Consider the following 20,498-nt stretch of genomic DNA (forward strand, 5'->3'; position numbering starts at 1 on the left):
GGGCGGCCTTTCCAGCTGGAAAGGCCGCCCACCGGCGGGGTCGCCGGGTCGCTCTCAGTGCCGGTGGTTGTGACCGGCGTGGTCGTGGCCCGCGTGGTCGTCCTCGTCCTCGTCCTCGTCCTCGTCCGAGGGGCCCTCGGAGGGCTCGACGCCCAGCACGGCCTCGCGGGGCTCGATCTGCTCGACGTGCTCGATCAAACCCAGGACGTGGTCCGGCTCGATCAGCCACTGCAGCGCCGTGGCACCGGTCTCGTCGGCCGAGACCAGTTCGGCCTGCTCCTTGCGCTCGTCGTCGTCCAGGTCGGCGTCAGGGTGGTTGATCTCCTTCAGCGCGGCGGCCTGCAGGGAGGCGATGTCCTGCACCTCCACGGTCAGCTCAACAGTCAGACGCAGATAGCGTTCAGTGCCCGATTCATCACTCATGGTGGAAATCCTAGTGCCTGGTAAGGGTCGGACAGGGCCTGCGCCCTGTCCGTTGGATCTTTTGCCCGCCGAGAGATCCGCGGGACGGGGCTAGGGGAGCTTCCACTCCACGGGGGTCGCACCCTGCTGCTGGAGAAGCTCGTTGGTCTTGCTGAACGGGCGGGAGCCGAAGAAGCCGCTGCGGGCCGACAGGGGGCTGGGGTGGGCCGACTCGATGGCCGGGATGTCGCCGAGCATCGGGCGCAGGTTGCGGGCGTCGCGCCCCCACAGGATCGCCACCATCGGCTGCTCGCGCGCGACGAGGGCCTTGATGGCCTGCTCGGTGACCTCCTCCCAGCCCTTGCCCCGGTGCGAGGCGGGTTTGCCCGGCATGACGGTGAGCACCCGGTTGAGCAGGAGCACGCCCTGCTCGGCCCAGGGGGTCAGGTCGCCGTTGCTCGGCATCGGCAGCCCGAGATCCTCGGTGAGCTCCTTGTAGATGTTGCGCAGGCTGGCCGGGATCGGGCGTACGTCCGCGGCGACGGAGAAGCTCAGACCGATGGGATGACCCGGCGTAGGGTACGGATCCTGTCCCACGATCAGCACTTTGACCTGGTCAAAAGGCTGTTGGAAGGCGCGGAGCACGTTGGCCCCGGACGGAAGGTACTGCCTGCCCTCCGCCACTTCCCTCCGGAGGAACTCGCCCATCTCGGCGATCTTCTCAGCAACGGGTTCCAGGGCCTTGGCCCACCCGGCTTCCACGACTTCGTTCAAGGGACGTGCGGCCATGTGCAGGACCCTATCGATGTTTTAGGCCCGGTACGGCGCGTGCCGGAAATCGGCGCGCGCCGTACCGGGCCTGCCCCTGTCGTTACTTCACCGAACCGGCCATCATTCCCTGCACGAAATACCTCTGGAAGGCGAAAAAGAGGATCAATGGGATGATCAGCGACAGGAAAGCGCCTGGCGCAAGAATGTCCACATTGGTTCCGAATTGCCGCATCTGGGACTGCAGGGCCTTGGTCATCGGCTGGTTCTCGGTGTTGGCGAAGACCAGGGCGACGAGCAGGTCGTTCCAGACCCAGAGGAACTGGAAGATGCCGAGCGAGGCGACCGCGGGCTTGGCCAGCGGGAACACCACGGTTGAGAAGATCTTCCACTCCCCGGCGCCGTCCATCCGCGCCGCCTCGAGCAGCGAGCGGGGGATGCCCGCGAAGAAGTTGCGGAGCAGGAAGATGGCGAACGGAAGCCCGAAGGCGACGTGGAAGAGGACGACGCCCGCGATGGAGCCGAAGATGCCGACCGTGCCGTAGAGCTTCGCGATCGGGATCAGCGCGATCTGGATCGGCACCACCAGCAGGGCGACCACCACGAGGAAGAGCGCGTCCCTGCCGGGGAACTCCATCCAGGCGAACGCGTACGCCGCCATGGCCGCGATGCCGATCACCAGGAGCGTCGCGGGCACCGTGATGAACACGGTGTTCCAGAACGACGCGGTGAACCCGCTCGCCAGCAGGTCGGTGTAGCTCTTGAGGGTGAACTCGGCGGGTTTGGTCAGGGCGGTCCACCAGCCGGTGGAGTTGTTGGCCGTCTCCTCGCGGAGCGAGACCACGAACAGCCCGAGAGTCGGGACCAGCCAGAAGACGCCGATCAGCACCAGCACCGCCTGGACCAGGCCGCCGCCGATCCGGTCGACGACGCGGCCCGCCACGCTGCGCGGTGGAGCGCCGAGGGTGGTGGAGGTGGTCACTGGTTGTCCCTCCTGAACCGGCGGATGTTGAGAATCATGAAGGGCAGCACGAGGACCAGCAGGAAGATGGAGAGCGCGCTGCCCAGCCCCTGGTCGCCTCCACCGCCGAAGGAGACGCGCCACATCTCCAGCGCGATCACGTTGGCCTGCGGCTGCACCGATCCCGGCGCGATGACGAAGACCAGGTCGAAGACCTTCAACGTGTTGATGATCATCGTGACGAACACGACGAGCAGCACCGGGGCGAGCAGCGGGACGGTGATCTTCCGGAACACCTGCCACTCGGTGGCGCCGTCGATGCGGGCCGCCTCGAGCGCGTCACGCGGGATGGCGGCCAGGCCCGCCGCGATCAGCACCATGGCGAATCCGGCCCACACCCAGATGAACGCCCCGATGATCGCCGGGGTGATCAGCGTCGGTCCCAGCCAGGAGATCCCGTTGAAGGGCGCCTGGAAGTTCGACGCCGGCAGCCGCACCTGGTAGTCGCCGGGGGCGAGGCCGGTGAAGCGGAAGGTGCCGTCGGCCTCGGTGTGGGCGGTGGCCTGAACGGCACCGTCTCTCACCGCCTCCACGGTCACCCCGACCAGACCTTTCTCCTGGGGGTCCACCTGGTTGACCGCTCCGCCGCCGCCCTGGGTGAAGTCCACCCACACCGTCCCGGCCAGCTCGCCGGGACCCGGCTGGGCCACCTTCGCCGGCGCGGCCGAGGCGAGGGAGTCCGGTTTCACGCCGACCAGCGGGACGAGCACCGTCTTCCCCGGGGCGGCGGGCTGCCTGCTCACCACCGCGCCCTGCGAGGCGGCGACCGGTGCCTGGTCGTTCTCCCTGGGACGGGCGTCCGGGTAGCCCTGGTCGGAGCCGAAGAGGCCGCTCACCGAGGTGATCACGGCGTTGGCCACGCCCCGATCGGGAGCCTGCTCGTACACCAGGCGGAAGATGACGCCGGAGGCCATCAGGGAGACGGCCATCGGCATGAACACGATCAGCTTGAAGGCCGTCGCCCAGCGGATCCGCTCGGTGAGCACGGCGAAGATCAGACCCATCGCGGTGACCAGGAGGGGGGCCACCACCACCCAGATCAGGTTGTTCCTGATCGTGATCAGGGTGGCGGAGTCACTGAAGATCGTGGCGTAGTTCCCCGCGCCGACGAAACCGTCACCGTTGGCGTCGTAGAGGCTGCGGAAGATCGAGTAGATGATCGGATAGATCACCATCACGCCGAGCAGGAGCGCTCCCGGCAGCAGGAACCAGATCGCCATGCTCGGCGGCGGTCCCAGCCGGGCGGCCTTCTTCGCCGGCTTCACCGGCGCGGCGTCCCCGGCGGGGGCGTCGGGTGGGGGGGTGCGGACCTCGGGGCCGGCGTCGGGCGCCGGCCGCAGGGTGTCGTTCGGTCCGGGGGAGGACCCGCCGGCGGTGTCGCCGTGCGGGTCCTGCGGGCCGTCTAACCGGTTGGTCACGGCCTTGCTCCCTTACTTCCAGGCTTTCTTGGCCTCGGCCTCAAGCTTGGTCTGGATGCCCTTGATGTCCGAGGGGTCGCGCACGAAGTCCTGCAGGAGCTTCCACTGGCCCTTGCCGTCCGTGCCGCCGAAGGCGCTCGGCGCCAGGTCGGACATGTCGTAACGGACCGCGTCACCGGCGGAGATGATCGTCTGGGCGAGCTGCTTGGTCAGCTCGGCGGGGTAGTTGTCGGGTGAGACGTTGCGGTTGGGGGAGAGGTAGCCGGGAAGCTTCGCCCAGATCTCGCCGCCCTCCTTGGAGGCGAGGAACTCCAGCAGGGCCATCGCGCCCTTGGAGTCCTTCAGCACCACCGCGATGTCGCCGCCCAGCACGACCGGCTCGGTGTCACCGGCCTTCGGGAACGGGAAGTACTTGGCCTCCTCGCCCAGCTTGGCGCCCGACTCCTCGGCGGTGGTGCCCACGAAGTCGGCCTCGATGACCATGGCGGACTTGTCCTGGCCGTAGACCTGGGTCACGCAGGTCGGGAAGTCGGTCTGCAGGGCGCCGGAAGAGCCGCCGAGCAGGAACTCCTTCTTGCCGACGAGCTGCCCGATCTTCTCCAGCGCGGTGGTCACGCTGGGGTCGGTCCACGGGATCTCGTGCTTGGAGAGCTTGGTGTAGTTCTCCGGGCCCGCGCTGGACAGGTAGACGTTCTCGAACAGGTCGGTCAGCGTCCAGCCGGAGGCGCCGCAGAGGGAGAACGGCGGGGTGCCGGAGTCGGCGATCGTCTGGGCGGCCTTGACCAGGTCGTCCCAGGTGGCCGGAGGCTGCACCCCGGCGTCCTGGAACGCCTGGTCGCGGTACCAGATGAGCGACTTGTGGGCCGCCTTCACCAGCACGCCGTAGGACTGGCCGCCCGCCGACCCGAGCTCCTTCCAGTACGGGGTGTAGTTGTCGTCGATCTGCTTCTGGACCTCGGCGGTGAGCGGCTTGAGCGCCTTCTGGTCCGCGTACTGCTGGACCAGGCCCGGCTGGGGCAGGATCGCGATGTCCGGCGGGTTGCCGCCCTCGATACGGGGACCGAGGTAGGCGCCGGTGTCCTCACCGGTGGAGGCGTAGGTGACCTTGGCGCCGGTCTTCGCCTCGAACGCCTTGAGCACTTCCTGGAAGTTGGTCTGCTCGGCGCCGGTCCACTTGGCGGCGACCTCGATGGTCACCCCTTCGAGGGTCTTGGCGGCGGGCGCGGACGCGCTACCGGCCGGTGTGGTGGGGGTCGACTCGCCGCACGCGGCGAGTGCCAGGGCGAGTCCTGCCGTGGTCACCGCTGCAATGGTTTTACGCATGCCGGGTAGACCTCCTGAGGTATTGAGGTTTTGAAATGGGGGATATATAGGGACTTGCCAGCGCTTGAGGTGGGGATGACGGTTCGCTCCGAGGGGTGGCCCCGGGTCAACGAACCCGAATGATCTCGTCGAGCTGGCCTTTCATGGAGGCGACAACGTCGTCGCCGGCCTCCTCGAAAGGGGGAGTGAGCGCGTTGGAGACCGCGCTGGCGATCACCAGGCTCACCTGGTTGTAGTTGGCGCTCGCCGGTCTGGGGCGGGCGGAGAGGATGCTCTGCTTCAGAACCGGCAGGTAGGGGAAACGCTTGATCAGATCGGGGTCGTCGTACAGCTCGGCCCACACGGGCGGGAACGAGCCGTCGGCGAGCACCCGCCGCTGGTTCTCCAGGCTGGTGAAGTAGCGGATGAACTCGGTGGCCGACTTCTGCCGCTTGGAGAAGGCGCTAACCGCGAGGTTGTAGCCGCCGAGTGAGCCGGCTCCCGGGCCGTTCAGCCCGGGAAGCCTGGTGACCCCGAACTTGTCCGCGACGGAGGAGAGGGTGGCCGGCCCGTACGCGTGCGGCCAGTTACGGGCGAAGGCCAGCTTGCCCTCCTGGAAGGCCATTCGCGACTCCTCCTCCTTGAAGGAGAGCGACTCGGGCGGAATCCAACCCTCTCTGAACCCGTCCACCAGGAAGTCCAGACCGGCCTTCGCCCTGGCCACGTCCATGGTCACCGAGGTGCCGTCCGGGCTGAGGATCTGCCCACCCGCCGACTGCACGGCCTCGGTGAAGTTGACGGTCAGGCCCTCGTAGGCCAGGAACTGACCCGCGTAGCCGCCGATGTCGTACTTGGTGCGCAGGGTCCGCGCCTGCTTGCGCAGTTCGGCCCAGGTCTTCGGAGGTTCGAACCCCTCCTTGGCCAGCAGGTCCTTGCGGTAGTAGAGCAGTCCGGCGTTGCTGGTGTACGGCACCGCCCAGAGTTTGCCCCGGTAGAGTGCCGTGTCGACGACCGGTGGCAGGAACCGGTCGAGCGGGAACATCGCACGGTCCAGCGGCAGGATCCAGCCCGCCTCGGCGAACTCCGCCGTCCAGACCACGTCCAGCCCGAGCACGTCGTAGCGGTCACTCCCCGCCTGCAGGTTGGCGACCATCTGAGCGCGCTGCTCGTCGGCCGCCTCGGGCAGTTCGAGCAGGCTCACCCGCTCCTCGGGGTGCGTCTGGTTCCACCGATCCAGCAGCGGTTGCAGATACGCCGTCGTGTCGCGGCCGATGACGAGGGTGAACGGGCCGGTCCCGCCGAACCGTTCGGTCTCCTGCGAGCCGGCCGCCGAGCACCCCGCCACCAGAAGCACGGCGAGCACGACGGGGATGAGTCGGCGCACCGTGACCTCCGGGTTTCCCGTTGATTACATACGTGTTAGGTAGATGCATGCATGTTATGCATAGCGATAACATCATCGTCAACGGATAAACCCGTAACGCTCACGTAACGAGCTCTCCGAGGAGGTGGGGCGTGCGGCCGATGCTGCTGGCGCTCCTCGCAAAGGAACCTGCCCACGGGTACGAGCTCAAACAGGCCCTTGAACAGATCTTCGGCAGCGCCTATCCTTCCCCGAACATCGGGCAGATCTACGTCACGCTCGGCCGTCTGGAGAAGGACGGCCTCGTGCGCGTCGTGGACGTCGAGCAGTCCAACCGGCCGAACAAGAAGGTCTACTACCTGACGGCCGCGGGCCGCGAGGCCCTCGAAACGTGGGTGGACGAGCCCACCGAGGGGCCCAGGGTCAGAGACGAGTTCTTCATGAAGCTCGTGCTGGCCCCGATGACCGGCATCGCCGACAGGATGGCGATGATCAACCGCCAGCGCCGTCACTACCTCGGACTCATGCGTGACCTCAACGAACTCGCCGGACGGGCCGACCGCGACAATCGCGCCGCGCTCCTGCTCATCGAGGGGGCCATGCTCCATCTCCAGGCTGATCTCGACTGGCTCGAACGTTGTCAGGAGGAGCTGAGTTGACGTCCCCCGTGGTCGACACCGTCAATCTTGTCAAGATCTACCAGGACGGCGAGGTGCCGGTGCCCGCCGTGCGAGGGGTCGACCTGCGGGTGGAGGCGGGAGAGTTCGTGGCGGTCATGGGACCGTCGGGCTCCGGCAAGTCCACCCTGATCCACATGATCGGCGGCCTTGAGGCCAGAACCAGCGGCGAGATCTGGCTCGACGGACAGCGGACCGACATGCTGAAGGAGAGCGCCTGGGCGCTGCTCCGCCGCAAGAAGATCGGCTTCGTCTTCCAGTTCTTCAACCTCGTCGCCAACATGACCGTGGCCGACAACGTCGAGCTGCCCGCGCTGCTGGCCGGGGTCTCCGCGAAGGAGGCCCGCAGACGCCGCGAACACCTCCTCGGTGAACTCGGCCTGACCGCCCGCGCCGACGCCGCGCCTGCCCAGCTCGCCGGCGGCGAGCAGCAGCGGGTCGCGCTGGCCCGCGCACTGGCCAACAAACCGAGCCTGCTGCTCGCGGACGAGCCCACCGGCAACCTCGACAGCCGCAACACCCGCGACGTGCTGCGCCTGCTCGGCGAGGTTCACCGCGAGGGCCAGGCCATCGTCCTGGTCACCCACGACGCCCGGGTGGCGAGCCTGGCCGACCGGGTGGTCTCCCTGCTGGACGGCCAGATCGTCGACGACGGCGGCGCCGGCCTGGCCCGCCGCCGTCCCCGGGGCGGCCCCGGTGACGTCATCGAACTGAGAGGTTGACCGGTGCGACTCCCCCCTCCCCGGCCGACATCGCCGGGGATCGCCCGAACCATGCCTTCGCGGGCCGTACGGCCTTCGCCGCCGGGAGCGCCGCGGTGAGCACGGTCCACGCCTCCGTCAGGTGGATCCGGGCCGACCTCAGAGCGCGCAGGGCGCAGGCACTGCTGACGGTGCTCGCCGTGGCCGGGATCGTCACGGCGCTGATCACCTCCGCGACCCTGCTGGAGGACGGCACCAACCCCTGGCGCGGCCTCTTCGCCGAGTCCAGGGGCGCGCACGTGTGGATACACACCAGGGACGCCCCCGATCCGGCCGCGCTGGCGAGGCTCCCCGGCGTGGTCCAGGTCGCCGGTCCCTACCGGTCGGCCCCGGTCACCCTCACACTGGAGGGCAGGAAGTCGCCGGTGGCGCTGCGGGAGATCGCCGCGACACCGCAGCAGGTCGCCGTCCCGCTGGTCCGGGAGGGGCGCCCGCTCCGCTCCGGCGACACCGACGGCGTGGTCGTCGAGCGCTCCTTCGCCAAGGCGGTCGACCTGAAGGTGGGCGCCCCGTTCCCGGTGACCGGGCTCAACGGCGCCACCCACCCGCTCATCGTGGTCGGCCTGGCCGACAGCGCGGAGCAGGGCTTCTACCCCGAGTGGACGCCCGGCCTGGCCTGGACGCTCGCGCCGATCCTGGCCAGGGTCGAGCCCGCGCTGGGCCGCAGCGAGTCGGTCACCGGGCTGCGCCTGGCCGACGGCGAGGCCACGCTGCCCGCCGTGCACGGTGCCGTCACCCTCCTGGAGGGGCAGATCCAGCGGATGTCCACCTGGCGCGAGGTCCGCGCCTCGATGGAACTGGACAACCGGCTGCTCGGCCTGCTGCTCGCGCTGTTCGGCGTCACCGGGCTGGTCGCGGCCGCGCTCGCCATCGCCAACGCGGTGGGCGGCCGGGTACTGACCCAGACCCGCGACATCGCCACCCTCAAGTCCCTCGGCTACACCCGGGGCCAGGTCTTCGGCGTGCTCATGGCCGAGCATGGCGCGCTCGGGCTGCTCGGCATCGTCATCGGGCTCCTCTGCGGCCAGGTCGCCGCCTCGTTCGTGCTGGACGGGATGCCGATCCTGCCGCTCTCGCCGGGCCCGCTGCTCGCCATCGTCGGCGGTACCGCCGCGGTGGTCTGCGTGGCGGTGGCCCTGCCGGCCTGGCGCGGCGGGCGCACCCCTCCGATCCCCGCGGCCCCCGCGGCGCCGCTCCGGGGGCACCTGTCGCGCCTGGCGCGGCTGGCGCTCCTGCTGCGGCTGCCGCCCGCCCTGGTCCTGGGCACCCGCGACGCCTTCACCAGGCGGGTCCCGGCGTTCCTGAGCATCTTCGGCGTCGCGATCCCGATGATGATGATCACCATTGGGCTCGGCTGCTGGGCCACCCTGGACGACTTCCTCCGCCACCCCGAGCAGGTGGGCCAGGCGGCGGCGCTCACGGTGCGCCCGGACAAGCTTTCCGCGGACGAGGCCCTCAGGACCGCCAGGGCCGACCCCGAGGTGCTGGCCGCCTATCCCGGCGCCGAGGTGCTCGCCCTGGAGCCCGAGCAGACCAGGAGCGTGCTGGCCCGCGCCGCGGGCACCTCGGCCGAGCCGTACCCGTTCTCGGTGGTCGAGGGCCGGATGTACGCCGCCAGGGGAGAGGCGGTCGCCGGGCAGGGATTGCTCGACCTGCTGGGGGTGCGGATCGGCGACCGGGTCCGGCTGACCGTGGGCGGCACCCCGCTGATCGTGCACCTGGTGGGCCGGGTGGTGGAGCCGGACCAGGACGGGGAGGTGCTCTCCTTCGGCATCGACAGCCTCGCGGCCAAGGACGCGGTACCGCCGCAGTTCTACAGCCTGGTGCTCAGGCCGGGCGCGGACCCGGCCGAGGTGCGGGCGCGGCTGCTGGCCGCCTCGGCAGAGGCCCTCGAGGTGCACCGGGTGGTCAATCCGGCCGAAAGGCTCGCGATCATCCGGGTGGTGATCGTGGCGCTGATCGGCGTGCTCGCCCTGCTGGGCCTGGCCAACCTCCTCACGGCCGCCGCCCTGGGCCTGCGCGACCACGCCTTCGACCTCGCGGTGCTCAAGGCCATGGGCCTCACCCCCAGGCAGGTGGCCGCCACCCTGGTCACCGGGACCGGCCTGCTGATCGTGCTGGGCGTGGTCGCGGGCACCGCGGCCGGGGCCTCGCTGGTCGGCGGGCTGATCGACCTGCAGGGCCACACCAGCGGCGTCGGCGCCGGCATCGGCCGTACGCCCTCGGCCCTGACACTCGCCGTCGCGATGCTCGTCGCGGTCGGCTCCGCCCTGCTGGTGACGCTGATCCCGGCGGGCCGCGCGGCCCGCGCCCAGGTCCCGGTAACGGCCAGATAGCCCCGGGACACGTGTCTCGGGGCTATCCCTCGAAAGCCGTTCTCAGGGCCTGAGCGAGAACCAGTAGAAGCCGTGACCCGGCAGGGTCAGCAGGTACGGCAGGGTGCCCACCGCGGGGAAGTGCACCCCGCCCCTGGCCTCGACCGGGGTCATCCCCGCGAAGCGGCGCAGGTCGAGCTCGACCGGCTGGGGGTACTTCGACAGGTTGTTGACGCAGAGCATCAGGTCGTCCCCGTCCTCACGGACGAAGCTGAGCACCGCGGGGTTGCTGGACCACAGTTCGTTGTAGACGCCGGTGCCGAAGACCGGGTGTTCACGGCGGATCGCCAGCATGTTCCTGGTGAAGTGGAGCAGCGACGCGGGGTTCCGCTGCTGCGCCTCCACGTTGACCGCCTGGTAGCCGTAGATCGGGTCCATCACGGCGGGCAGGTAGAGGCGTCCGGGGTCGGCCGTGGAGAAGCCCGCGTTGCGGTCCGGGCTCCACTGCATCGGGGTGCGGACCGCGTCGCGGTCCTCCAGCCAGATGTTGTCACCCATGCCGATCTCGTCGCCGTAGTACATGACCGGGGAGCCGGGCAGCGAGAGCAGCAGCGCGGTGAACAGCTCGATCTGGTCGCGGTCGTTCTCCAGCAGCGGGGCGAGGCGGCGCCGGATGCCGAGGTAGGCCCGCATGCGCGGGTCCTTGGCGTACTCGGCGTGCATGTAGTCGCGCTCCTCCTCGGTGACCGTCTCAAGCGTGAGCTCGTCGTGGTTACGGAGGAAGATGCCCCACTGGCCGCTGTCGGGGAGCTTCGGAGTCCGCGACATGATCTCGGAGATCGGCTCGCGGCTGCCCCGCCGCACGCCCATGAAGATGCGCGGCATGAGCGGGAAGTGGAAGGCCATGTGGCACTCGTCGCCGCCGACCGCGGGGTCGCCGAAGTACTCGACCACGTCCTCGGGCCAGCCGTTGGCCTCGGCCAGCAGCACCCGGTCGGGGTAGAGGCGGTCGACCTCGGCGCGGACCTTCTTCAGGTAGGCGTGGGTCTCCGGCAGGCCGGAGCAGTCGGTGCCCTCGCGTTCGAAGAGGTAGGGCACCGCGTCGAGGCGGAAGCCGTCGATGCCCAGGTCCAGCCAGAAGCGCAGGACCTCCAGCATGGCCTCCTGGACCGCCGGGTTCTCGTAGTTCAGGTCCGGCTGGTGGTGGAAGAAGCGGTGCCAGTAGTACTGCTTGCGGATCGGGTCGTAGGTCCAGTTGGACTCCTCGGCGCCGATGAAGATGATCGGCGCGTCGGGGTAGCCGGTCGGGCTGTCCGACCAGACGTAGAAGTCGCCGTACGGGCCCTCGGGGTCGTGCCGGGACGCCTGGAACCAGGGGTGCTTGTCGCTGGTGTGGTTCATCACCAGGTCGGTGATGATGCGCAGGCCCCGCTGGTGCGCCGACTCGATCAGCTCCACGAAGTCTCCGAGGTCGCCGAAGTCCGGAAGGATCTTCATGTAGTCGGAGATGTCGTAACCGCCGTCACGCAGGGGGGACTCGTACAGCGGGAGCAGCCACAGGCAGTCGACGCCGAGCCACTGGACGTAGTCCAGCTTCTCGATGAGGCCGCGCAGATCGCCCGTGCCGTCGCCGTTGGAGTCCTTGAACCCGCGGACCAGCACTTCGTAGAAGACGGCGCGCTTGTACCACTGGGGGTCGGCCGAGACGAAGTCCTCGGCGACGGACTCGTGCGCAGGGGAGGGGGAGGGGGATGAGGTCATCGTGTTCTCGCTCACGGTGATGAAGGGCAGGACGAAGTCACCGGATGCTCCGGCTGATGATGTGTGGTGACCGCGCCGGCTGGAGTCGTCATCCCCATGAGCTCCATGCCCTCGGACAACCGAATTTGTGATTCGGGGCCATCCGTTGTGGCGCTTTCTGGGCCGAACACTACCAGCCGAGTGAACCCGTCGAAGCCCTCTTGGCAGGGGAGGTCGCCTCTGTCACACGGAATCGGGGCGCGCATCGCGCCATGCCCGCGTAATCGCCGCGTCGCTTACTGTTTTCCTGCCTGAAACACGACACGCCCCAACGGGGTGACCTCGGCTTATGGCGGCGGCCCCGGCCGGGGCGCGCGCGGTGCGGCGGGGACGCGCTCCGGCGTTCCCGCAGGGAGGCCGAGCCTGATTCCGGGGGCGCCGGAAAACTCCGCGGGGCCGTGTGGTACGGCCCCGGCGGGCGGAGGCGTCAGGAGGTCAGCTCCAGGGCGGGGTGAGGTCGGGCAGCCGGTCCTGGTAGTCGCCGAGCCAGGCGCCGAACAGCACCAGGCCGCGCACCCAGAAACGGTCGTTCCAGCCGTTGAACCGCGTCAGGCCGTCGGGGCCCTCGGCGATCACGGTGTGCAACTGCTCGGAGAGCAGCGAGGGCACGGCGTCGGCGACGAGGGTGAGCATCCGGTGGCCGTACTCCCTGGCGGGTGCGGCGGCCGAGCGGAGCGGGACCCGCGCCAGCGGCTGCTTGACCACGTTGGTGGAGGGCAGCGCGGCCACCCGCGGGTTGGCCGCGTACAGCAGCTCGCGGTAGAAGCGCCCCTGGTCCTTGCGGTTCACCCCGACGGAGAGCGCCGCGTCGAAGAAGTCGGGGTGCATGAACGGCGCCGTGAACGAGACCTCGGGGCCGACCAGGTTGACCGGGGAGCGGGCGATGCCCCGCGCCGTCCTGGTGTGCAGGACCGACAGCGGCAGCTCCGCCCGGTGGCCGTTGAGCATGGAGGTCGACTGGGTGAAGGCGTGCCCGACGCTGTCGGTGATCCACTCTTGCGCCTGCTCCGACAGGAAGGGCGTGGAGGGGGAGCCGAGCGCCAGCGAGCCGAGCAGCGCGGCCTTGCGCCCGGCCTGGCTGGAGGCCTCCAGTGCGGCCCCGCTGACCATGAAGTTCTTCAGCAGCGGCCCCCCGGCCAACCCGTCGACCAGGGTCCGCCCGGCCCGGTGCACCTCGCGGGCGAAGGGGGTGTACCAGGCGTGGTGCGGGGTGAGGAACTCCAGCCGTCGCGCCGCGGCCAGCGCGTCGTCGGGATAGGCGGCGGCGTCCTGGGGGATCACCCGGTGGCGCACGCCCAGCTCGCGGGTTATCGCCTTGGCGAAGACGATGTCGGTGTCGGTGCCGTCGTCGGGACTGGTCGTCCACGACTCCACGTCGGCGCCGCGGGCCACCGCCACCGAGCAGAGCAGCCGCGAGTCGTAGCCGCCGCTGACCGGTACGAGCAGCGGACGCCCGTCGAGCTCCTTGTAGACCTCGTGCAGGATCTCCAGGATCTCCCCGGCGGTCCTTCCCGCCTCGTACGGCTCCTCGCGCAGCCACCGGGGCAGCATCCGCTCGACGGAGATCCGGCCCGACGCCCGGTCGAAGACCAGCGCGCTCGCCCCGGCCAGCCGCTTCACCTGCGTGTACGGGGTGTCGTCGCGCAGCGGGAAGGTGAGCTGGATGATCGAGGCCCAGGCGTCCCAGTTGATCTCGTACGGGGTGCGCGCCAGGGAGAGCAGCGGTTCGAGCAGCGAGGAGAAGTAGAGCGCCCCGCCGCGGAACAGGTAGTAGACGTCCACGAGGCCGAGGCCGCCGGCGTGCAGGGTGATCCGCTCGCCGTCGTCGATCAGGCCGGGCGTCTCGTAGGTCTCGGCCACAGTGATCCACTGCGCCTTCCCCGCTGCCGCCCCGCCGGGTTTGCGCTCCCCCCAGGCGAAGGCCCAGCTGTGCTCGTCCCGCCGGTAGGGCGGCAACGGGGAGGAGCTGAACAGGGTCGCGTGCCGGTTCTGGACGGCGGGCCCGACCCGCGGTCCCGCCCCGCGCAGCGTCTCCAGGACCGCCTCGTCGAGGTGCCCGATGCCGCCGCAGACGTACGGCCTCACATTGAACGTCGGCCACTGCACCGTGCTGACTCCTCTATGTCGCGATTGAGCAAAGGGTATCCTTTCGCCCGGCTGAGGAAACGGAGGACGGCGTGACGGGCGACCAACTCGAAAGCACACGACAGGCGTTACGGGAGGCGGTGGCCCACGCGGAAAGGGCTTCCGAACTGGCCCGTCTGCTTGACGCGGCACAGGCCAAGATCGCTGACGCGGAGCGGGTGACCGAAGAACTACGTGGGGTGCGAGAACTGCTCAGCGAGACCGAGGAGCGGCTGGAGGCGGCGAACGCGGCCGAGGAGAAGCTCCGCAAGGACCTGGCGGAGCAGCGCTACCAGGCCGAGGTGGCCAGGTGGAAGCTCTCCTCGGTGCAGGTGGCCCGCTGGTCCCGGCTCGGCGACGCGATCAAGACGGGCAAGAGCAACCCGGTGCGGCTGGCACGTGGCCTGCGCGGGGCGGCCAAGCCCGCCAAACGCCCGACCGCTCCCAAGCGCCAGCCGGTGCCGCGCAAGAGCGGCGACAAGGCGGTGGTGCCCGGCGCGTCCTTCCAGGCCACCAGCTCCGTCAGGACCGTCGGCGGCAGGTCGGTCAAGCTCAAGCCGTTTCGCGTCCCGACCGGGCCGAACACCCGCCCGCACCTGACCGCCGCCGTGATCGCCACGCCGCACGGCGAGGCACTGCTGCGCTACGAGTGGCGCCAGAGCACCGGCTTCACGCCCAAGGACTTCGCCCGGGTGCTGGCGGCGGAGGTCCCGCACCTGCTGCTGGTCGAGTCGGTGACCGAGGGGCCGTGGGCACCGGAGCTGCGCGAGCCGGGCCAGGGGCTGCGCGCCCTGCTGTCCTGGTGCGCGGAGCGGGGCATCCGCACGGTCTTCTGGCACACCGGGGGCGAGGTCGCCGGATTCGTCGCCGCGGCCAGGCTGTTCGAGCACGTGGTGACCGCGCTGCCCAAGTCCGTGGGGGCCTGGGGCGCCGCGCTGGCGGCCCAGGAGCCCGAGCCCGGCCGCCGGGCGCCCTCGCTGGGAATCCTGCCCTTCGCGATCCAGCCGCGCGTGCACAACCCGCTGCCGCTGGCCGGGGACCGGTTCGAGCGGGTGCTCTCGCTGGAGGAGCTGCTCCCCGGGCACCTGTCGTATCCGGACGTGCTCACCTCCTACCGCTGGCCCGTCGCGGTCGACTGCCCGCCGGGCACCGAGCCCTGGCGGATGGCCGAGCTGGCCGCCTGCGGAACCTCCATCGGCAGCGAGCCCGACCCGCGCCGGGCCCACCTGGCGCTCCGCCAGGCGTACGCCTCGGGCACGATGACCAACAAGGTCGACGATCTGCTGGACGCGATCGGCCTGCCCAGCGGCCGGGCCACCCTGAACATCTCGGTGATCATGATCGACCGGGGCGACCTGGACTACACGCTGGCCCAGGTCGCGCCGCAGAAGGGCGTCGTCCAGCTGGTGCTGCTCTCGGACGTCCCGGACGCCGCCGCGCGGGCCCGTGCCGCGCTGCCCGACCAGGTGCACGTCACGGTACGCCGCCCCGACCCCGGCCTCACCACGGGCGGCATGCTCAACCGCGCCCTCGACCTGTGCCAGGGGGACCTGGTGGCGGTCATGGACGCCCGTGACCGGTACGGAGAGCACTACCTGACCGATCTCAGCCGGGCGTTCCTGTTCGCGAGTGCCGACATCGTCGGCAAGGCGGCCTACTACGCCCACCTGCGCGACGTCGCGGCGACGGTGCTGCGCCAGCCCTCGGCGGAGTACTCCTACCTTCCCGACGTCGCGGGGGCCACCCTGCTGGCCCGCCGTGCGGTGCTACGCGGCATCGGCTTCGCCGACGTCTCGGAGAACTGGGCCGACGTGCTGATGCGCCAGTGCCGCGCGGACGGGATCAAGGTCTTCTCCGCGGACCGCTTCGGCTACGTCTGCCTCCGTGACCGCGACCGCTGGCTGCTCGGCTCGGCCCAGCTCGTCGACTACGGCCCGGCCGACCCGCACGCGCTGATCTGAGCGCGTACGTCCGGACCCTAGGCTGATCCGATGAGGCCAGGCGCGCTCGGTGAGGTCCTCGGCCTGCCGCCGATCCCCAAGGGGACGTGGGCCGGGGAGGCGATCTACCTCTCCCCGGCCGCGCTGCGCCGGGGAGAGGACCCGGAGAGGACGGCCGCCCGGCTCCGCGCGCTGCCGGGCATCGCGGCCGTCCGGGTGCTGGCCGGCGGTTTCCTGGAGATCGCGGTGTCCGTGCCCGGCGAACTCGTCACGGAGATCGGCGGGCCCGTTCCACCCGTCACGGGCACGTCCCCGTGGGACGACCTCCCCAGGACATGGGCCAACCCCGGGTTCGTCGTCAGGTACGCGCACGCGCGGGCGGTCGCCGTGCAGCGCTGGGCGGCGGAGCTGGGCGTCGGCGGGGACTTCAGGCCCGAACTGCTCGACGACCGCAGGGACAGGGCGGTGCTCAGGTCGCTGGCCGAGGTGCACGGCAGGCGGGTGAGCCGGGATCCCGGATGGGCCGCCTACGCCGAGCACCTGGCCCTGGCCTACCACGACGCCTTCGAGGGGGCCGCCGCGCTCCCCGCCGGTGACGAGGAGCCGTCGGAGCTGCACACCGCCCGCGTACGCCTGGCGCGGGCGGTACGGGACGTGCTGGCCGAGGCGCTGGCGGCGCTTGGCGAGACGGCCCCCGACAGGTTGTGATAAACCCTCTCAAAGAAGATCAAAAGGATCAGGAGAGCGGCGAATGGGCGGTCCTCGCGACTGGGAGGCGTACGAGCCGCGCCGCCCCGGGATGATCCGCCGAATGCTGCCGATGCTCCTCGCCTTCGCGGTGATCCTCGGCGGGCTCGCCTATCTGGGAGGCGACCTGCGCGAGCTCCTCGGAACCGCGCCGGGCTCGCCCCGCTCGGCCGCGGCGACGCATCGCCTGTACGAGGAGACGGGACCGATCGACGCCCGCTGCGGCACGCTCCCGCGAAACCTCGACGCCGACGCCCGCACGTCGCTGAAGGCCCTCGCCGGATGCCTGGACCGGATGTGGGCGGACACCCTGGCGAAGGCGGGCATCGACTACGCGCCGCCGGAGGAGGTGCGGCTGATCGCCGCCCCCGAGGCGGCCGCGTGCGGGATCGACGACTACGACTGGGCCGGGATCTACTGTCCCGACTCTCGCGTCGTCAACGTGCTGGTCGAGGACGAACGGGCCTTTCCGATGATGTTCACGCTCGCCCACGAGTACGCCCACCACGTCCAGGAGGTCAGCGGGATCGCCGACCAGAGAGGTTCCGAGGCCTTCGACGAGGCGTGGTCGCGGCGGCTGGAACTCCAGGCGGACTGCCTGGCGGCGGCGACGCTGCGCATCGCCACGCCGCGCCGGCTGGAGAGCCTGCGCGGCTTCGCCGGACGCGGCTCCGGCGTCGAGGACGGCACGGAGGCGGGCTACCGGCAGTCGCACGGCTCGGGCGCCAGCAGCGCCGAGTGGATGCGGCGCGGCCAGGAGGGCGGCACGGTGGCGTCCTGTAACACCTGGGGCGCTCCCGCCGAGCGGGTCTCCTGAGGATCTTGTTGCGACGCGACATTAAAATATGTCGCCAAAGTGGTCGATAACGTAAAAAGTTCGCGTGTTCGAGGGCGATCGCGTCTCGATAGGTGGGCAATCGTCTCAGGGGGATCACCGGGTCCGATAGCCTCGATCGGGTGAGTCGATTCGCCCATCCCGCCGGTGACCGGCATGCCGAAGTGCTGCCCGAGGAGCGCCCTCCGCACGCACCCGCCGACCTGAACACGCTCGACCCGACCATCTGGCCGCGAACGTCGGGCCGAGCCGACGGCTCGATCACGATCGGTGGCGTGGACGTCAGGGACCTGGTCGCCGAGCACGGCACCCCGCTCTACGTGGTGGACGAGGAGGATTTCCGCTCCCGCTGCCGCGACTACGCCGGCGCGTTCTCCGGGGGCGAGGTCCACTACGCGGGCAAGGCGTTCCTGTGCCGCGAGGTCGCCCGCTGGATCATGCAGGAGGGCCTCGGCCTCGACGTGTGCAGCGCCGGCGAGCTCGCCGTCGCGCTCAGCGTCGGATTCCCGCCCGAGCGGATCACCATGCACGGCAACAACAAGTCGTTCGCCGAGTTGGAGAGGGCCGTCGAGGCCGGTGTCGGGCACATCGTGGCCGACTCCTTCGAGGAGATCGCCCGCCTGGGCTTCCTCGCGGACAAGTACGGCAGGCGCCCGCAGGTGATGATCCGGGTCACCGTGGGCGTCGAGGCCCACACCCACGAGTTCATCGCGACCGCCCACGACGACCAGAAGTTCGGCTTCTCGCTGAGCTCCGGCGCGGCGGCGGAGGCGGCCAGGCGGATCCTCGCCCTGCCCCAGCTGGAACTCGTCGGCCTGCACTCCCACATCGGTTCCCAGATCACCGACACCGCGGGGTTCGAGGTGGCCGCGGGCCGCCTGGCCAAGCTCCTGGTGCAGATCAAGGACGAGCACGACGTCGTGCTGCCCGAGCTCGACCTCGGCGGCGGCTACGGCATCCCCTACGTCGACGGTGACATCGCGCTCGACGTCAAGGAGATCGCCGACAGCCTGCGGGAGATCGTCAGCAAGGTGGCCGGGAACGCCGGCCTGCCGGTGCCCAAGCTCACCGTCGAACCCGGCAGGGGCATCGCCGGGCTCGCCGGGGTGACGCTCTACGAGGTCGGCACGATCAAGGACGTCGAGGGGCTGCGCACCTACGTCAGCGTCGACGGCGGCATGAGCGACAACCTCCGCACCGCCCTCTACGGGGCCGAGTACACCGCGCGCCTGGCCTCCAGGGAGAGCGCCGCCGAGCCGATGCTCTCCCGGATGGTCGGCAAGCACTGCGAGAGCGGCGACATCGTCGTGCGCGACCTGTGGCTCCCCGGCGACCTGGCCCCCGGCGACCTGGTCGCCGTCGCGGGCACCGGCGCCTACTGCCGCTCGCTCGCCAACAACTACAACTACCTCCCCAAGCCCGCCGTGGTCGCGGTCAAGGACGGGGCGTCCCGCGTGATCGTCCGCAGGGAGACCGAGGACGACCTGCTGAGAGGACAGCTGTGAAACGACCAGGAGCGGACGAGAAACCCGTGCGTGGCGTGGGCGAGAGGGGGGCGTGATCGTATGGCGCTGAAAGTCGCACTTCTGGGGTGCGGAGTCGTCGGCTCCCAGGTGGTCAGGCTCCTGCACGAGCAGGCCGACGACCTCGCCGCACGCATCGGGGCACCGCTGGAGCTCGCCGGGGTGGCCGTGCGGCGCCTGGGCCGCAGGCGGGACGCCGAGGTGGACCCCGCCCTGCTCACCACCGACGCCGAGGCCCTGGTCACCCGGGACGACATCGACATCGTCATCGAGGTGATCGGCGGAATCGAGCCTGCCAGGGCGCTCATCCTGGCCGCGCTGAACAGCGGCAAGTCCGTCGTCACGGCCAACAAGGCGCTGCTCGCCGAGGACGGCGCGACGGTCCACGCCGCGGCCAGGGCCGGCAACGCCGACCTCTACTTCGAGGCCGCCGTCGCGGGCGCGATCCCGCTGGTCCGCCCGTTGCGCGAGTCGCTCGCCGGGGATCACGTCCACCGTGTGCTCGGCATCGTCAACGGCACCACCAACTACATCCTCGACAAGATGGACTCCACCGGGGCCTCGTTCTCCGACGCGCTGGGGGAGGCCCAGGCACTGGGTTACGCCGAGGCGGACCCCACCGCCGACGTGGAGGGCTTCGACGCCGCGGCCAAGGCCGCGATCCTCGCCGGAATCGCCTTCCACAGCCGGGTGACGGCCGCCGACGTGCACCGCGAGGGCATCACCGAGATCACCGCGGCGGACGTGGCCAGCGCCAAGGCCATGGGCTACGTCATCAAGCTGCTGGCGATCTGCGCCCGCTCGGAGGACGGCAGGTCGTTCGGCGTACGGGTGCACCCGGCGATGATCCCCAGGACGCATCCGCTGGCGGGGGTCCGCGAGGCGTACAACGCCGTGTTCGTCGAGGCGCAGTCCGCCGGCCGGCTCATGTTCTACGGCGCGGGCGCCGGTGGCGCGCCGACCGCGAGCGCGGTGCTGGGCGACATCGTGGCCGTGGCCCGCAACGTGCTGGCGGGCACCCGGGGCTCGGAGGAGTCCACCTACGCGGACCTGACCGTGCACCCGATGGGCGAGACCGTCACGCGCTACCACGTCTCGCTGGACGTCGCCGACAAGCCCGGCGTGCTCGCCAGGGTCGCCGACATGTTCGCCAAGCAGGACGTCTCCATCCAGACCGTCCGCCAGGAGGGCCACGGCGCGGACGCCCAGCTCGTGCTGGTCACCCACCGGGCCAGCGACGCCGCGCTCTCGGCCACCATCGAGGGCCTGCGCGAGCTGGACATCGTCCGCGACGTGGTGAGCGTCATGCGGGTGGAGGGCGAGGACACCCCGTAGTGCGGTGACCGCCCCTCCCGGGACACCGGCGACTCGCACCGCCCGGCGGGTCCTCCGCGAAGCTCTTCGCGGAACGGAGCAGGAAACGCACATCGGTCTTCTCGTAGGTCTTGCTCGCGCCGTGCTTGACGGCGTCCCGTGCCTCGATGACCTGAAGCCAGTCATGG

16 protein-coding genes are annotated in these 20,498 nt (G+C 70.3%); 8 read left to right on the forward strand and 8 right to left on the reverse strand.

The window, feature by feature from the left end; translation table 11 throughout:
• Positions 1-54: 54 nt before the first annotated feature.
• From AB0K21_RS44120 to AB0K21_RS44145, 6 genes are all read right to left on the reverse strand, one after another.
• Positions 55-423 (reverse strand): hypothetical protein, encoded by a 369-nt coding sequence (locus AB0K21_RS44120; RefSeq protein ID WP_343975771.1) that lies wholly within the window; start codon positions 421-423, stop codon positions 55-57.
• Between the two features lie 90 nt (positions 424-513).
• A complete protein-coding gene (locus AB0K21_RS44125; protein ID WP_343975768.1) occupies positions 514-1,191 on the reverse strand; it encodes a uracil-DNA glycosylase in 678 nt (225 codons plus the stop codon).
• A gap of 82 nt (positions 1,192-1,273) precedes the next feature.
• A complete protein-coding gene (locus AB0K21_RS44130) occupies positions 1,274-2,152 on the reverse strand; it encodes a carbohydrate ABC transporter permease (protein ID WP_343975765.1) in 879 nt (292 codons plus the stop codon).
• Positions 2,149-3,609, reverse strand: coding sequence for an ABC transporter permease subunit (locus AB0K21_RS44135; protein WP_343975762.1), 1,461 nt, complete (start codon positions 3,607-3,609; stop codon positions 2,149-2,151). Before AB0K21_RS44135 ends, AB0K21_RS44130 begins: the two co-directional genes overlap by 4 nt.
• Positions 3,610-3,621: 12 nt before the next feature.
• A complete protein-coding gene (locus AB0K21_RS44140; RefSeq protein WP_343975759.1) occupies positions 3,622-4,932 on the reverse strand; it encodes an ABC transporter substrate-binding protein in 1,311 nt (436 codons plus the stop codon).
• Between the two features lie 106 nt (positions 4,933-5,038).
• A complete protein-coding gene (locus AB0K21_RS44145) occupies positions 5,039-6,295 on the reverse strand; it encodes an ABC transporter substrate-binding protein (protein ID WP_343975756.1) in 1,257 nt (418 codons plus the stop codon).
• Positions 6,296-6,435: 140 nt separating this feature from the next.
• Between AB0K21_RS44145 and AB0K21_RS44150 the strand changes: the two genes are divergently transcribed.
• The 3 genes from AB0K21_RS44150 to AB0K21_RS44160 are packed head-to-tail and all read left to right on the forward strand — an operon-like array spanning position 6,436 to position 10,048.
• Entirely contained in the window at positions 6,436-6,933 is a 498-nt protein-coding gene (locus AB0K21_RS44150) for a PadR family transcriptional regulator (protein WP_343976006.1), read from the forward strand.
• Complete coding sequence (locus tag AB0K21_RS44155) at positions 6,930-7,673, forward strand: ABC transporter ATP-binding protein (RefSeq protein WP_364159115.1); 744 nt, start codon at positions 6,930-6,932, stop codon at positions 7,671-7,673. Before AB0K21_RS44150 ends, AB0K21_RS44155 begins: the two co-directional genes overlap by 4 nt.
• On the forward strand, positions 7,670-10,048 hold the full coding sequence (locus AB0K21_RS44160; protein ID WP_343975750.1) for an FtsX-like permease family protein: 2,379 nt from the start codon (positions 7,670-7,672) through the stop codon (positions 10,046-10,048). Before AB0K21_RS44155 ends, AB0K21_RS44160 begins: the two co-directional genes overlap by 4 nt.
• Before the next feature lie 42 nt (positions 10,049-10,090).
• Here AB0K21_RS44160 and treS read toward each other — a convergent pair whose 3' ends face one another.
• Both treS and AB0K21_RS44170 read right to left on the reverse strand, forming a co-directional pair.
• Complete coding sequence (gene treS, locus AB0K21_RS44165) at positions 10,091-11,788, reverse strand: maltose alpha-D-glucosyltransferase (RefSeq protein ID WP_343976003.1); 1,698 nt, start codon at positions 11,786-11,788, stop codon at positions 10,091-10,093.
• A 474-nt stretch (positions 11,789-12,262) separates the two neighbouring features.
• On the reverse strand, positions 12,263-13,933 hold the full coding sequence (locus AB0K21_RS44170; RefSeq protein ID WP_343975747.1) for an asparagine synthetase B family protein: 1,671 nt from the start codon (positions 13,931-13,933) through the stop codon (positions 12,263-12,265).
• 71 nt (positions 13,934-14,004) lie between these two features.
• On the opposite strand from AB0K21_RS44170, the gene AB0K21_RS44175 reads away from it, so the two are divergent.
• The 5 genes from AB0K21_RS44175 (at position 14,005) to AB0K21_RS44195 (ending at position 20,331) form a co-directional block, all read left to right on the forward strand.
• The gene (locus tag AB0K21_RS44175; RefSeq protein WP_343975744.1) at positions 14,005-15,912 is read left to right on the forward strand and encodes a glycosyltransferase; all 1,908 of its coding nucleotides are present in this window, start codon (positions 14,005-14,007) and stop codon (positions 15,910-15,912) included.
• A gap of 30 nt (positions 15,913-15,942) precedes the next feature.
• Positions 15,943-16,599 carry a DALR anticodon-binding domain-containing protein gene (locus tag AB0K21_RS44180; RefSeq protein WP_343975741.1) on the forward strand — a complete coding sequence of 219 codons (657 nt, stop codon included), beginning with the start codon at positions 15,943-15,945 and terminating at the stop codon, positions 16,597-16,599.
• 43 nt (positions 16,600-16,642) lie between these two features.
• The gene (locus tag AB0K21_RS44185; RefSeq protein ID WP_343975738.1) at positions 16,643-17,455 is read left to right on the forward strand and encodes a neutral zinc metallopeptidase; all 813 of its coding nucleotides are present in this window, start codon (positions 16,643-16,645) and stop codon (positions 17,453-17,455) included.
• Positions 17,456-17,595: 140 nt separating this feature from the next.
• Entirely contained in the window at positions 17,596-18,978 is a 1,383-nt protein-coding gene (lysA, locus tag AB0K21_RS44190; protein ID WP_343975735.1) for a diaminopimelate decarboxylase, read from the forward strand.
• Positions 18,979-19,038: 60 nt separating this feature from the next.
• A complete protein-coding gene (locus tag AB0K21_RS44195; RefSeq protein ID WP_343975732.1) occupies positions 19,039-20,331 on the forward strand; it encodes a homoserine dehydrogenase in 1,293 nt (430 codons plus the stop codon).
• The last annotated feature ends 167 nt before the right edge of the window (positions 20,332-20,498 follow it).

Origin of the sequence: Streptosporangium sp. NPDC049248 (genome assembly GCF_040678965.1) — a bacterium.
Taxonomy (GTDB): domain Bacteria; phylum Actinomycetota; class Actinomycetes; order Streptosporangiales; family Streptosporangiaceae; genus Streptosporangium; species Streptosporangium fukuiense.